The 14,324-nt window shown below is 40.7% G+C and carries 8 protein-coding genes; 3 read left to right on the top strand and 5 right to left on the bottom strand.

What is annotated here, in order from left to right:
• Positions 1-105: 105 nt before the first annotated feature.
• A complete protein-coding gene (gene rho / locus H6A61_RS11540) occupies positions 106-2,181 on the bottom strand; it encodes a transcription termination factor Rho (RefSeq protein WP_154042600.1) in 2,076 nt (691 codons plus the stop codon).
• A gap of 334 nt (positions 2,182-2,515) precedes the next feature.
• Here rho and H6A61_RS11535 point away from each other — a divergent pair, with 334 nt between their 5' ends.
• Positions 2,516-2,893: a RidA family protein gene (locus tag H6A61_RS11535; protein WP_204393767.1), complete on the top strand. Its 378-nt coding sequence runs from the start codon at positions 2,516-2,518 to the stop codon at positions 2,891-2,893.
• Positions 2,894-2,977: 84 nt separating this feature from the next.
• On the opposite strand, the gene H6A61_RS11530 is transcribed toward H6A61_RS11535, so the two are convergent.
• Positions 2,978-5,536, bottom strand: coding sequence for an ATP-dependent Clp protease ATP-binding subunit (locus H6A61_RS11530; RefSeq protein ID WP_204393764.1), 2,559 nt, complete (start codon positions 5,534-5,536; stop codon positions 2,978-2,980).
• Positions 5,537-5,833: 297 nt separating this feature from the next.
• On the opposite strand from H6A61_RS11530, the gene gyrA reads away from it, so the two are divergent.
• Both gyrA and H6A61_RS11520 read left to right on the top strand, forming a co-directional pair.
• Positions 5,834-8,374: a DNA gyrase subunit A gene (gyrA, locus tag H6A61_RS11525; RefSeq protein WP_204393762.1), complete on the top strand. Its 2,541-nt coding sequence runs from the start codon at positions 5,834-5,836 to the stop codon at positions 8,372-8,374.
• Between the two features lie 21 nt (positions 8,375-8,395).
• On the top strand, positions 8,396-9,613 hold the full coding sequence (locus H6A61_RS11520) for a tetratricopeptide repeat protein (protein WP_204393760.1): 1,218 nt from the start codon (positions 8,396-8,398) through the stop codon (positions 9,611-9,613).
• Between the two features lie 70 nt (positions 9,614-9,683).
• On the opposite strand, the gene H6A61_RS11515 is transcribed toward H6A61_RS11520, so the two are convergent.
• From H6A61_RS11515 to H6A61_RS11505, 3 genes are read right to left on the bottom strand one after another with little or no spacing between them, the layout of a single operon-like run.
• The gene (locus tag H6A61_RS11515; RefSeq protein WP_204393758.1) at positions 9,684-12,290 is read right to left on the bottom strand and encodes a TonB-dependent receptor; all 2,607 of its coding nucleotides are present in this window, start codon (positions 12,288-12,290) and stop codon (positions 9,684-9,686) included.
• 18 nt (positions 12,291-12,308) lie between these two features.
• A complete protein-coding gene (locus tag H6A61_RS11510; RefSeq protein ID WP_204393756.1) occupies positions 12,309-13,295 on the bottom strand; it encodes a FecR family protein in 987 nt (328 codons plus the stop codon).
• 2 nt (positions 13,296-13,297) lie between these two features.
• Positions 13,298-13,861: an RNA polymerase sigma-70 factor gene (locus H6A61_RS11505; protein ID WP_204393754.1), complete on the bottom strand. Its 564-nt coding sequence runs from the start codon at positions 13,859-13,861 to the stop codon at positions 13,298-13,300.
• Positions 13,862-14,324 lie beyond the last annotated feature (463 nt).

Below are 14,324 nucleotides of genomic sequence, written 5' to 3'. Positions count from 1 at the left end.
TCTAACTTCTTTACTTTCTTCTTTCATGAAAAAATAAAAACAGCCATATCGCATTTCTTTTTGAAACATTGCGATATGGCTGTTTTCTTTTTCTGTATTTTGTGATTATGAATTCATGCTGAGCAGGAATTCTTCGTTGTCTTTAGTTTTTTCAAGTCTGTCTTTTACGAAGTCCATTGCTTCAACAGGGTTCATGTCTGACAGGTATTTGCGCAGAATCCACATTCTGTCAAGAGTTGTCTTGTCAAGCAGCAGGTCGTCGCGGCGTGTACTTGATGCCACAATGTTTACTGCAGGGAATATACGCTTGTTGCTGAGGTTTCTGTCAAGCTGCAATTCCATGTTACCTGTACCCTTGAATTCTTCGAAGATAACTTCATCCATCTTGGAACCTGTATCAATAAGGGCAGTTGCAATGATTGTGAGCGAACCGCCACCTTCGATGTTACGTGCTGCTCCGAAGAAGCGTTTTGGCTTGTGGAGTGCGTTTGCATCCACACCGCCCGACAATACCTTGCCTGATGCCGGAGATACAGTGTTGTATGCACGTGCAAGACGTGTGATAGAGTCGAGGAATATCACTACGTCGTGGCCGCTTTCAACCATACGTTTAGCTTTTTCCAGTACTATACCTGCAATCTTTACATGGCGTTCTGCCGGTTCGTCGAAAGTAGAGGCAATCACTTCGGCTTTAACGCTGCGTGCCATGTCTGTAACTTCTTCAGGACGTTCGTCGATAAGAAGCATTATCATATATACTTCAGGATGATTTTCTGCAATGGCATTTGCTATATCCTTCATTAGGATAGTCTTACCTGTCTTAGGCTGTGCCACGATAAGTGCACGCTGACCTTTTCCGATAGGGGAGAACATGTCAACTACACGTGCCGACAGATTATCATTATATCCCTTGCAGAGTTTGAACTTTTCGTCAGGGAACAATGGTGTCAGATGGTCGAAAGGAATACGGTCGCGCACCAGTGCAGGATCGGCACCGTTTATCTTGTTGACCTTTACTAGCGGGAAGTATTTTTCACCTTCTTTGGCCGGGCGGATTGTTCCTTCTACAACGTCACCTGTTTTAAGACTGAATGTCTTGATTTGTGACTGTGATACATAAATATCATCCGGTGAAGAAAGGTAGTTGTAGTCCGAAGAACGTAAGAACCCATATCCGTCGGGCATTATTTCGAGAACACCCGAACCTGTTATAATATCTTCAAAATCGTATATTTTTTCTACAGGTTTTGCAGGTTGCTGCTGTTCCTGTTCCTGTGCTGCAGGAGCGTTGTTTTCAGACTCTGGCTGTACGGCTCCTGGAGTAGGCAGCTTTATTTGTTGAACAGCAGGAAGTTGTGCATTTTGTTGTGCGCTTTCAGATTGTGCTGCGTCATTCTGCTGTTTGTTCTGCTGCTTGTTGTTCTGTTGTGGTTTATTGTTCTGAGCCTTGTTTGGCTGCTGTTTCTTGTTGTTCTTTTTCTGTTTCTGCTGGAACTTGTTTTCCTGCTGCGGAATAACAGGTGGTTCAACCTTTGTGGCTTCGAATTTGCCAAGCAGTTCTGTAGGGATTTCAAATTTCTCAGAAGGTAAATCTTCTATTGGAATAAAATCATCGCCGCTGTTAAGGTCGAGTGGAGGAAGTTCCATGTCATCGTCCATAAATACAGGAACCGGTATCTCTTTCTCAGCTGTTTTCTCAGCTTTGTTTTCGTTTGTTTCTTTTGTATCGGCTTGATTGTTGGAAGAAGCATCTTTTGTGTTTTTGTTCTTTGAACCAGGTTTTCTGCCTCGTTTTGCTTTTGGCTTTTCCTGTTCGTTTTCAGATGCTGGTGTAATGTTTTCGCTTGTATTGTTTTGTGGAACTTCTGTGTTCTCTTTTGAAATTGCTTTTGTCTGTATTGCAGGCGAATCAGCTTCCAGTTTTAAAGCTTTGTCTTTAGTGGCTGTATAGACTTTGCTACCTTCTTTCTTTACGCTGATTCTAGCTCTTTTTTTTGTTTGCCCATCGCCAGTCTTCTCTGCATTTGCTTTTTGTGAAGCACTTTTTATGGCCTGTTCGTCAAGAATTTTGTAAACAAGCTCCTCTTTTTTTAATGTGCTGGTTTTCTTTAGACCCAACTCTTTGGCTATCTGTTGCAATTCGGACAGGTCTTTTTCATTTAATTGTATGATATTATACATAAGTGTGTGTATAAATTGTTATATTATAGTAATATTTATATTCAAAAAGCAATATACTTATTACGAATATACATATATGAAGAGATGTATATACCTAACAAGAGTATAATTCAAAATAAATGTACTACGTTAAAATGATAAATTGATTTTGATTAGGAAATTGTGTTGCATTTGTCGTGAAGTATTGACGACATAGCTTTTGTCGAGTACAAATATACTACTTTTTATTGTGTTTACAAAGTTTTTGTATGTTTTTTGTTTGATTGGTACATGAAAATCGGAATTTTGTTCTAATTTAGCAGACCGAAAATTGAAAATTAAATTTTATACATTTATGAAGAAAGTTATTTTTACAGAAAAGGCACCTGCAGCAATTGGCCCATACAGTCAGGCAATAGAAGCTAACGGCATGGTTTTTATGTCAGGTCAGATTCCGGTAAATCCTGCAACCGGTGTTTTCGTTGAAGGTGGAATAGTAGAACAGACAACTCAGGTATTTGAGAATATTAAGAATGTTTTGGCCGAGGCCGGACTTACTACAGCTAATGTAGTCAAGACTACTGTCTTTTTGGCAGATATGTCTATGTTTGCGGATATGAATGCTGTCTATGCAAAATATTTTGACGGCGCATTCCCGGCACGTTCGGCAGTTGCTGTAAAAGAATTGCCAAAAGGTGCTTTGGTTGAGATTGAATGTATAGCTGTGAGATAAAAGCGATATTCGTCAAATTGAAAAAGCCTTGTCATTCAGTTTGGAATGACAAGGCTTTTTGATTAAAATGACAGTTCATTCTTTTTATTCTGCCATTTTTATTATAATTTCATTATCTCCTTCTGCCGAGATAATGATTCCTGCTCCGCTTTCCGGTTCATTATCCATTAAAAATTCTGCAAGTTTGTCTTCGATATTGTTCTGAATGGCTCTTTTGATAGGGCGGGCTCCATAATTGATGTCTTCGCCTTTTTGTGCGATTATGTTCTTGGCCTCATCCGTAATGGAAATGGAGTATCCCATTCTTTCCACTCTCTTGAAAAGTTCTTTCAATTCAATATCAGTTATTTTTATCAAATCATTCCTGTCTAATTGTTTGAATGGGATTATATCGTCAAGACGATTGATGAATTCCGGCGCAAAAGTCTTTTCCAGCGCTTTTTTGATTATAGCGTTGGAATATTCTTCGTTGTCGTTATGGCTTATTGCGTTAAAGCCTATTCCTTTTCCGAAATCCTTTAGCTGACGGCTGCCTACGTTTGATGTCATTATAATGACAGTGTTTTTAAAATCCACGGTTCTTCCTGTGTTGTCCGTAAGCCTTCCTTCATCCATTATCTGCAAAAGGAAATTGAATACATCGTGGTGAGCTTTCTCTATTTCGTCAAGGAGCACTATTGAATATGGTTTTCTTCTTACCTTTTCTGTAAGCTGTCCGCCTTCATCGTATCCTATATATCCCGGAGGCGCTCCGACCATTCTTGAAACGGCGTATTTCTCCATATATTCGCTCATGTCAATTCTTATTATAGAATCCTTTGAACCGAATAATTCCTCTGCTAGTATTTTTGCCAGATATGTCTTTCCGACTCCGGTAGGACCTGTAAATAAGAATGTGCCTATAGGCTTGTTCGGGTCTTTCAGCCCTACACGGCTTCTTTTGATGGCTTTTACAAGCTTTTCTACGGCTTCATTCTGTCCGATTACTTTTGTCATGAGCACATCTTGCATAGCGCGCAACTTGTTGGCTTCCGACGACTCAACTTTTTTAAGAGGAATTCCTGACATTAGTGAAATTATTTCCTCGATATGGCTTTTATCTACGATTTCGCGATTCTCCTTGAGCTTGTCGGTCCATTCCTTTTTCATTCTTTCCAGTTCGGTCTGAAGCATTTTCTCCTTGTCACGAAGTCCTGCCGCCATTTCAAAGTTCTGTAGTTTGATGGCCTCGTTCTTGTGTTCCTTGGTTTCTTCTATCAGTCTTTCCTGTTCTTCTATTTCTTTAGGAACGCATACGTTCATAAGATGAATCCTTGAACCGGCTTCGTCTATTGCGTCAATTGCCTTGTCGGGGAAGAACCTGTCTGAAATATACCTGTCGGTAAGTTCTACGCATGCTCTTATTGCCTCATCCGTATATGTTACATTATGAAAATCCTCATATTGTTCTTTGATATTCATGAGGATTTGCAATGTCTCTTCTTTTGTGGTAGGCTCGACAGTGACTTTCTGGAATCTTCTTTCAAGTGCACCGTCTTTTTCTATCGATTTTCTGTATTCATCAAGTGTGGTCGCACCTATACATTGCATTTCGCCTCTTGCCAATGAAGGTTTCAGTATGTTTGCGGCATCCATTGATCCTGCGGCTGAACCTGCACCGATAATAGTATGAATTTCATCGATGAATAATATTACGTTCGGATTGTTCTTGGCCTCCTTTATTACTCCTATTATTCTTTCCTCGAACTCGCCTCTGTATTTTGTTCCTGCCACAAGCGATGTGAGGTCAAGGTTTATGATTGTCTTGTCGAAAAGTGTTCTCGGAACTTTCTTTTCAACTATTCTTGAAGCCAATCCTTCTACTATGGCTGACTTTCCGACTCCGGGTTCACCTATCAGCACAGGGTTGTTCTTCTTTCTTCTGCAAAGAATCTGGGCTACGCGCTCTATCTCTTTTTCGCGTCCCACAACCTTGTCAAGCTTGCCTTCTGCTGCGGCTTTTGTCAAGTCGGTGCCATATTTGTTCAGCAATACAAGATTCTTGTTTCCGTTGTCTGGCTTACCCTTTTTTGTCTGCGATGTGTAGTCGTTGCCTGAATGAGGAAATGAATCGTTGCTGCCGAATCTGTTTCCGTCTCTTCTCTCAATTCCGTCATCTTCTTCGCTTTCATCAAAATTTAAGCCGGATGTAGGGACAGGAGTTGTTGTATCCGATATTCTTCCTTTGATTTTTTCGTATGTTATATTGTTTTGTTTCAATATTTGTGCTGCATTGTTCTTCTCTTCTTTCATAATACCTAATAATATATGTTCTGAACCCATTGAATCTTTGTCCTCTAGTTTGGACTCCAGAAAGCATAGCCTTAAAACTCTGGTGGATTGCTCGTCAAAGTTCAAGTCTTTTAATTCCGTTTTAGGCAGGTTGATATTGTCATTGACCAGTCTCTCTTCCAGCTCTTTCCTGATTTTCTTTAAATCAGCATACAAGCTGCATATTATTTTTGCTGCGTTGCTTTCTTCATTTCTTATTATTCCTAATAAAATATGTTCAGGCTTTATGCTTGCGGCATCAGTTCTCGCAGCTTCTTCTTTGCTGTATTTTATAACATCTGTAGCTTCTTTAGTGTATGATTTTCCGTTCATCTTATTGCTAGTTTTCACCTTAAATGTTTGATTGTATGGCTAGTTTATTGGTGCCTGTGTCTGCTTATAGCCCTCAAATCTTTATAGTTCCGGCAAATATATTTGTTTTTTATTCTTACAACAAATTATGTGCCATTTTTCTTGTTCTGAATAATTGTCTTGTTTTGTCAGTAATTGAGTAAAAATGTTTAATATGGTACATATTTTTTCATAAAAAGTTTCGTATATCGTCTAAAAGTAGTACTTTAGCATGGTTTTTCGTAAACCGAAAGAGATGTATAATTAATATTTGTTTAAATGCAAGAACAAGACAGAATTATAAAAATTAACATCGAAGAGGAAATGAAGTCGTCGTACATCGATTACTCCATGTCTGTAATCGTGGCGCGCGCCCTCCCTGATGTAAGAGATGGTTTCAAACCTGTACATCGCCGTATTCTCTACGGAATGATGGAACTGGGAAATACTTCGGACAAACCTTATAAGAAATCTGCCAGAATAGTTGGTGAGGTACTTGGTAAATACCATCCTCATGGCGACTCTTCAGTGTATGGTGCATTGGTACGTATGGCACAGGATTGGGCTATGCGATATCCTTTGGTTGACGGACAGGGTAACTTCGGATCTGTCGATGGTGACAGCCCTGCAGCAATGCGTTATACTGAGGCCAGACTGAAGAAGATAGGCGAGGAGATGATGCAGGATTTGTACAAGGAGACTGTAGATTTCCAGAACAACTTCGATGATACTCTTCAGGAACCTACCGTTATGCCTACACGTATTCCGAACTTGCTCGTGAACGGTGCTTCAGGTATTGCCGTAGGTATGGCAACTAATATGCCGACACACAATCTGGCCGAGATTATTGACGGCTGTGTGGCATATATCGACAATAATGATATAGATGTCGATGGACTGATGCAATATATCAAGGCTCCTGATTTCCCTACAGGCGGATATATATATGGTGTAAGTGGAGTAAGAGATGCTTATCAGACAGGCCGCGGACGTGTGGTTATGCGTGCGAAGACCGAAATCGAAACTCACACCAATCATGACAAGATTATCGTAAACGAAATCCCTTATAACGTAAACAAGAAAGAACTTATCGAGCATATCGCTTCTCTTGTAAACGAGAAGAAGATTGAAGGTATCTCATACGTGAACGATGAGTCCGACCGTGAAGGTATGCGTATCGTTATAGACGTGAAGCGTGATGCCAATGCAAGTGTCGTTCTGAACAAACTGTTCAAGATGACTGCGTTGCAGACTTCTTTCGGTGTGAACAACATCGCTTTGGTTAAGGGACGTCCTCGTCTGCTCAATCTTAAGGATCTGATCAGACTGTTCGTTGAACACAGACACGAGGTGGTTATCCGCCGTACACAGTACGACTTGCGTAAGGCTCAGGAACGTGCACACATTCTTGAAGGACTTATCATCGCTTCGGACAATATCGACGAGGTAATCAGAATCATACGTGCTGCAAAAACTCCTAACGAGGCTGTAACTAACCTGATGGCTCGTTTCGAACTTAGCGAAATCCAGGCACGTGCTATAGTAGAAATGCGTCTGCGTCAGCTGACCGGACTTTTGCAGGAACAGCTTCATGCGGAATATGAAGAGATAATGAAGCAGATTGCTTATTATCAGGAAATCCTTTCAAACGATGAACTCTGTATGAAAGTCATCAAGGACGAACTGATAGAAGTTAAGGAAAAGTACGGTGACAAGCGTCGTTCGGAAATAGTTTATGCTTCGGAAGAATTCAATCCGGAAGATTTCTATGCTGACGAACAGATGGTAATCACTATATCTCATCTGGGATATATCAAACGTACTCCATTGGCTGATTTCCATGCTCAGAACAGAGGCGGTGTAGGCTCTAAGGGTAGTGAAACACGCGATGAGGACTTCATCGAACATATCTATCCGGCTACAATGCACAATACTATGCTGTTCTTTACACAGAAAGGTAAGTGCTACTGGCTGAAGGTTTATGAAATTCCTGAAGGAAACAAGACATCAAAGGGACGTGCAATACAGAATCTTTTGAATATAGATGCCGATGATGCCGTAACAGCTTACTTGCGTGTCAAGAACCTTAATGACAAGGAATTCATCAACAGTCATTACGTATTGTTCTGCACTAAGCAGGGTGTAATAAAGAAAACACTCCTTGAACAGTATTCACGTCCACGTCAGAATGGTGTGAACGCTATTACTATCCGCGAAGACGACAGAGTGATAGAAGTTCGTATGACTAACGGTAATAATGAAATTGTTATAGCAAACCGTAACGGACGTGCCATACGTTTCCACGAAAGTGCCGTACGCGAAATGGGACGTACTGCTACCGGTGTACGTGGTATTACTCTTGACGAAGACGGACAGGATGAAGTTATAGGAATGATTTGCATTAAGGATCCTGAAAAGGAAACTATAATGGTGGTTTCTGAAAACGGTTATGGTAAACGTTCTGACATCGAGGACTACCGCAAGACAAACCGTGGCGGTAAAGGTGTCAAGACATTGAACATTACCGAGAAGACAGGCTCACTTGTTGCAATCAAATCTGTGACTGACGAAAATGACCTGATGATTATAAACAAGTCGGGTATAACAATCCGTGTGAAGGTTTCTGATTTCCGTATTATGGGACGTGCTACTCAGGGTGTAAAACTTATAGACCTTGAAAAACGTAATGACAGTATCGGTTCTGTATGTAAGGTTACATCTCAGGCTGAGGAAGAGGCTGTCGAGGGTAGTGCTTCACAGGAAGGTGAAATGGATAATAATACAAATGAACCCCAAGAAGATAATAATCAAAACAATTGACTTACTAAAATTTAAAGCATTATGAAAAAAGTATTATTAACTGCAGCCGTGTTGTTTACTACATGCGCAGTATCAGCACAGACTAGTGTTGTAAAAGAGGCAAAGTCTGCCAAAAGTGATCCTGTTAAGGCTGCTCAGATTATTGAGCCAGCGTTAAGTGATCCAACAACAGCCAGTGATCCTGAAACATGGAAACTTGCCGGAGATTTCCAGAAGGCTATCTACGATGACGAGAATATGAAACTTTATCTCCCGGGTGGACAGGCTGATACAGCTAAATTATACAACAGTTTGGCTAAAATGTTCGAATATTACATGAAATGTGATGAAGTAGAACAGGCAAAAGTGGCAAGTGGTGAATTGAAAAAACCAAAATTGAGAAAGAAATTGGCCAAGACATTGGTTTCTGTACGTCCTAATTTGACAAATGCAGGTTCTGATGCTTATAATGCAGGAAACTATAGTGCCGCATTGAAATTCTTTGGAACATACTGCGATGCTGCAACAGCTCCTATCTTTTCAGATATGGATGAAGTTAAGAACGATACACTTGTTCCACTTATCGCAAACTATGCTACATTGGCTGCTAACTCATTGAAAGACAATGCCGCTGTTATCAAGTATGCAGAAATGGGTAAGAACCACAAGGAAGAAGGTTACAGAGCATTGATGTGTCTTGCTGAAGTTTACAAGTCAGACGAAGCTAAAGACTCTGTAAAATGGCTTGCTGCAATCAAGGAAGGTGTTGAAAAATTCCCTGCACAGGAATACTTCGTTGGTAACCTGATGGACAACTACATCCAGAAAGGTCAGGTAAAAGAAGCTTTGGCTGAAATAGACGGTATCATAGCAAATAATCCTTCTGCTTACTTCTTGTATGTAAAGGGTGTACTTCAGTATGAAAACAAAGACTATGAAGGTGCAATAGCTACATTGCAGCAGATTGTTGACAAGAACGACGGTTTCGTGGCAGAAGCATATTCCAAAATGGGTGACTGCTACTTCTTCCCTGGTCAGGATATAGAAGAAGCAAACTCTCAGCTTGCTATGGACGATCCTAAATATGCAGAAGGTGAAGCTAAGATTAAAGAGCTTTATGCAAAGGCATTGCCTTACTATGAAAAGGCTAAAGAATTGGCTCCAGATAACAAAGCTTTGTGGGGACAGTACTTGTTGAGAATCTATTGGAAGCTTAACAGAGCTGAGTATGAGTCTCTTGAAAAAGAACTTGGATATTAATCTGATAGTTTGATAAAAATAAAAAATCCTGGTCTGTATTTCAGATCAGGATTTTTTGGTTTTATATATATCAGAACTTGAAACTGATGCTTCCGTATGGAAGACAATTTTCTGATAAATGTACAGAATAGAAATCTACTATATCTTCTTCAGGAGGGTTTCCAAGCAGATTGTAAAGACCGCATCTGAGAAGTAGCAATTTGTCTCCGAAATCCTTCTTGAATGCATATCCTACGTCAATTCTGTAGTTGAATTCTCCACGTCTTTGCCTGAAGCCCAAATCCTTGTCGCTTTCAAACCAGTTGTCCGATGTCTTGATTCTTCCCGATTTTGTTATACATCCTATAGACAGGCTTGACGATTTGCTTATCTTGTATGACAGGGCTCCTGCTCCATAGTGTGGCATATCATACAAAGAAGGAAGTTTGCCCAGGCTCTTGTATTCATCGAACCATTCACGGCTCCTTGAATAAGTATATGACAGTTGCATAGTCCATCTTCTGTACATATAATAGAGGAACATTTTAATTCCGTAACTGTCTCCGTTACCCACCATTATATAGTTGTTCCAGTTATCGTTTTCTACTATTGCATCCGGTTTCAGGGCTACGATATTCCGTCTTGTCTTATAATATGCAGATGTTTCTAATTTTCCTCTGTCGCTGTCGAAATTCTTTTTCCAGCCAATCTCATAATGTTCCGATGAGCGCGGTTTAAATCCTTCTATGCTCGGCATTCTGAAATCTGTCGGTAGAGAAATACCATTGAAACTGATGTAATGATAGAACTGCTCCATTTTAGAGAAATTCAGGTATATAAGGTCATTCTTACCAGGTGTAAAGTTCAATGCAAAACGAGGCTGTATGCTGTAATAATTTCGGAAGTTTACAGGATTGTATGCAATGAAATGTACTCCTACACGTGTTGTAAGGTTATTTGTTACTCTGATATAATTGTCGTAGTACAGAGAATACTGGTTAATGGCCTCATTCTGCTTCTTGATGTTTTCTCCGAAAGCTGTCATCTCATACATCTCGTGCGAGTACTTGAATCCCCAACGGGTAGAGTATATGTTTTCCGGACTGTAAGTAAATTCAGTATTGAAATTTATTGTCTTTATTCCGTTGCTTATTTCATTGTTAGACGCATTGTTTTCTGTTTGATTAAAGGAATCTCCATTATTCCAATCGTCATTCCAATTGTCTTCCCATCCGCTGTCAGAGTCCATATCATCTTCAAAGTCGTCACCCAAACCAAAACCAAGTACATCGGCGTTTGCACGGCTCATGTGTGACGAATAGTAAGCTGAGGTCGTATTACCAAGTTTTCCCCACATTCCGTTATAAGTGGCCTTGTATATCTGGTTATTCCATTTCACTACAGGTATGGCTTCTTCTGTGTATAGGGGAAATCTGAACTCGTCGAATGTATTATATGCAAAGAACTTTAAGGAACTGTTTTCCGACATATAGTATGACAGTTTTGCCGTATAGTCGAACGAGTAGTGGTTCAGTCTGTTTTCTTCCGATAAAAGTTCGTCGAAGAAATCCATCCAGCTTCTTCTTACACTCACCAGATACGACAGCTTGTTTTTTATTATTGGCCCTTCCAGTGTAAGCGATGCGGCAGGCATGTCGATAGAGAAAGTACGTGTATGCCTGTTCTTGTTTCCGTCTTTAAGATTGAATTCCGTGACCGATGAAAGCCCGCCTTCCAGACGGGTGGGGAAGAAGCCCTTGTGGAAGACAATATTCTTTATGACGTCGCCATTGAACTGTGGAAGCAGAGCGTTGACGTGTCCCGGATGAAACACAGGTACACCGTCGAGCAGTATTATGTTCTCGTCATAACTTCCGCCATCTACCATAAAGTTGTTTCCCGTGGGAGTGCCGGTCACCCCTGGCAGAATCCATATTTGCGAGAACAGGTCGTTGCCGCTGAATGACAGCATGCCTGATGGAGTAATCTCTGCCAGTTCCGCATCATTTCTGATAGACCTGACCGTAACCTCGTCAACTTCGAACAGAGCCGGTTTGAGATTCATGTCCAGTCTTTTTCTGCTATAAAGATGCAAAGGTGTGGAGAACTTCTCATATCCCATATAGCTTATTTCGATGGTATATTCTCCTTCTGTAAGGTTCAGCCGGTAGTTGCCGTTCTCGTCGCTTGTGGAGTAAAGCTTCTTGCCGTCCGTATCTGACGCCATAATGATTGCCCCATACAGTTTCTCGGATGTTGATTCGTCGGCTATCGTTCCCCTTACTGAAAACTCCCTTTTGGCATCAATGCGTATTGCGATTTTCCTTCCGGGCATTTCCGTTATGCTGTATCTGTAGTCTTTAAGAATAATCTCCAGCAGTTGGGCTACAGACATTGTGGCAGACTGTCTCACTGTGCAGTTCTTTTCCATGTCTATAGCCTGGTTGAATGAAATCGATATTCCCTTTTGTTTTTCGATATAGCTGAACCATTGAAGCACAGAAGCCGATGAGGCTCTAACGAAGAGAACCTCATCGGTCAGTTTATTTTTGTCTGATGAAAAAAAGTTTTCCTTGATATTTCCTATAGCTGTGTCTGCCGCTGTTCCCATCACAGACGTTTCCCTGTTTGGAAAAGCATCTCCGGCATGAGCCATTGCCGACAGCAGTAGCAGGACTTTCATTGATTGATGTATCATCCGGCTATAAATGCTAGGTTAATATAATCGGTAATGCTTTCCGGCCTCCAGAGTCTCGTATTTGCAGCTGCACAGGAAAGCCAGTTCCACTATTATTGTCTCCGTATCGGCAGTGTCAATTCTGCTGGTTATCTTGTTATTCCGGAGTTCTTTGCTTACCTCAATTTTCACTCCCGTGGTCTGTTCTATCTTTTCCACCACTTCCATTATTCCAGCATTCTCGAACGACAGGACTTTAGGTTTCTCTTCGAATACCTCATACGGGTTCTCTATCTTACCTGTCTTTAGAGTCTTGTTGTCAAGTTCGGCCTTCTGGTTGGCTTTGATTATAACCTTGCTGTTTTCCGATTCTACGCTTACCACACCGGTCTTTACATATACGCTTGAGCTTTCAGCTTTAGTGGCATCAACCAGAAACGATGTTCCCAGCACTTCCACCATAAGGTTTTCTGACTGTACTTTGAAAGCCCTTCCGTGCATCTTCCTCACATTGAAGAAAGCCTTTCCGTTTAGAGCTACCTCCCTTGCCGAATTCATGCCTCCAGTTCTGTAACTCACCTTAGCGTTAGGATATAGAGTCACCAACGAACTGTCCGGCAGATAAATCATCATCTTTTCTGCAGTGTTGTTGGCAAACAGCTGTTCCTTGTTGTTATCCCTGTTGCTCATAAAGAATGAGATTGATATTACTACTATTACAAGGACCGAAGCTGCTGCATAGAAAACCGACATGCCCAATGACTTCTTCTTGTTCTTGTTTATTGAGATACTCATTGCCGGTTTCTTTGCCGATGACTTGTCTATATGCTCTTCTATTCTGGCCCATGCTTTTGCTGTTCCGAACTCGGGAGCCTTCTTTGGCGATATAAGTTTTACCAGCCTGTTGTATTCGTCGGCATGCGTAGCTATCCATTCCTGAATATCATTCTTTTCCGAGTCCGACATTACCTCGCCTGTGATATATTTAGCCAGTAATTCGTTGATATATTCTTCTGTATGTTTCATCTCTAAATGTTGTTTGAAATGATTGATATGATTAATGTGATAATAACCGCGATAGTGAACGAACATGTGGCTGCAAACTCCCTCAGCAGTTTGATGGCTTTACCCATCTGATTCTCCACAGTCTTTTCCGATAATGACAGCAGCTCCGCAATTTCCCTGTATTTCATTCCTTTAAGCTTTGAAAGCAGGAAAATTTCCTTACATTTTGGCGGAAGTACAGCCAGAGCCTCCGATAAAAGTTCCTCTGGTGATTTCCTGTCAGTGTACAGTGTATCCTCATCCGGAAGGTGTGCCCCGGCAGATGGAGCGTCTTCTATCGAAACCGTGTAAGAGCATTTTTTTCTGAGAAACGAAATACAGGCGTTTTTTACAGCTGTAGTGATGTAGGCTGCAAATTCCTTGTCCGGAAGGGCGTCCTTGCCTTTATCCCATATATTTATGAACAGTTCCTGAACTATGTCTTCTGAATCGTCTGCATCGGAAACATATTCGTATGCTATGCTGCATAGCCTTGGGTAGTGTTCGTTAAATCTGGACTTAAAGATTTCTTTTCTGTCGGTGTTCATTTTTCGTTTGATTAGTTTTTGTGGTTATTACTCAGGTACATGTCTTTGACAGCATTTTTACAAATATACTGTTTCCGTACCTAAATAACAATAATCGGCATATAATTTATGTAATTTGTATGTTCTCCACACGCTCGTGTGGAGTTCTCATCACGTTCGTGTGGAGCTCTCGACACGTCCGTGTGGAGTACTCGACACGTTCGTGTGGAGATAACTGTTTCTGCCCGATATTTTCTGATTTGTATCATGTTTTTATAATTAAGTGGGTAATTAATCCTTTTCCTTTGTTGCTTTCACTTCAATAACGCAGACTTATGTAAAAACCCCTATGTGGGAAGATAAAATAATAATGAGAAAAGAGGGTGTGTCAAAATTCATTTTTTGAAAAAATGAACTTATAATTTGAAATTTGAGCACCCTAAAAGAGTAAAAAAGGGCCGCATCATTACTCAATACAGAGTTT

Origin of the sequence: Bacteroides caecigallinarum (genome assembly GCF_016901995.1) — a bacterium.
Taxonomy (GTDB): Bacteria; Bacteroidota; Bacteroidia; order Bacteroidales; family Bacteroidaceae; genus Phocaeicola; species Phocaeicola cellulolyticus.
This window is presented reverse-complemented; position numbering and strand designations above follow the sequence as displayed.

Excerpts from the sequence above, each read along its gene's own strand:
- rho (WP_154042600.1), bottom strand. The coding sequence starts at position 2,181 with ATGTATAATATCATACAATTAAATGAAAAAGACCTGTCCGAATTGCAA.
- H6A61_RS11535 (WP_204393767.1), top strand. The coding sequence starts at position 2,516 with ATGAAGAAAGTTATTTTTACAGAAAAGGCACCTGCAGCAATTGGCCCA.
- H6A61_RS11530 (WP_204393764.1), bottom strand. The coding sequence starts at position 5,536 with ATGAACGGAAAATCATACACTAAAGAAGCTACAGATGTTATAAAATAC.
- gyrA (WP_204393762.1), top strand. The coding sequence starts at position 5,834 with ATGCAAGAACAAGACAGAATTATAAAAATTAACATCGAAGAGGAAATG.
- H6A61_RS11520 (WP_204393760.1), top strand. The coding sequence starts at position 8,396 with ATGAAAAAAGTATTATTAACTGCAGCCGTGTTGTTTACTACATGCGCA.
- H6A61_RS11515 (WP_204393758.1), bottom strand. The coding sequence starts at position 12,290 with ATGATACATCAATCAATGAAAGTCCTGCTACTGCTGTCGGCAATGGCT.
- H6A61_RS11510 (WP_204393756.1), bottom strand. The coding sequence starts at position 13,295 with ATGAAACATACAGAAGAATATATCAACGAATTACTGGCTAAATATATC.
- H6A61_RS11505 (WP_204393754.1), bottom strand. The coding sequence starts at position 13,861 with ATGAACACCGACAGAAAAGAAATCTTTAAGTCCAGATTTAACGAACAC.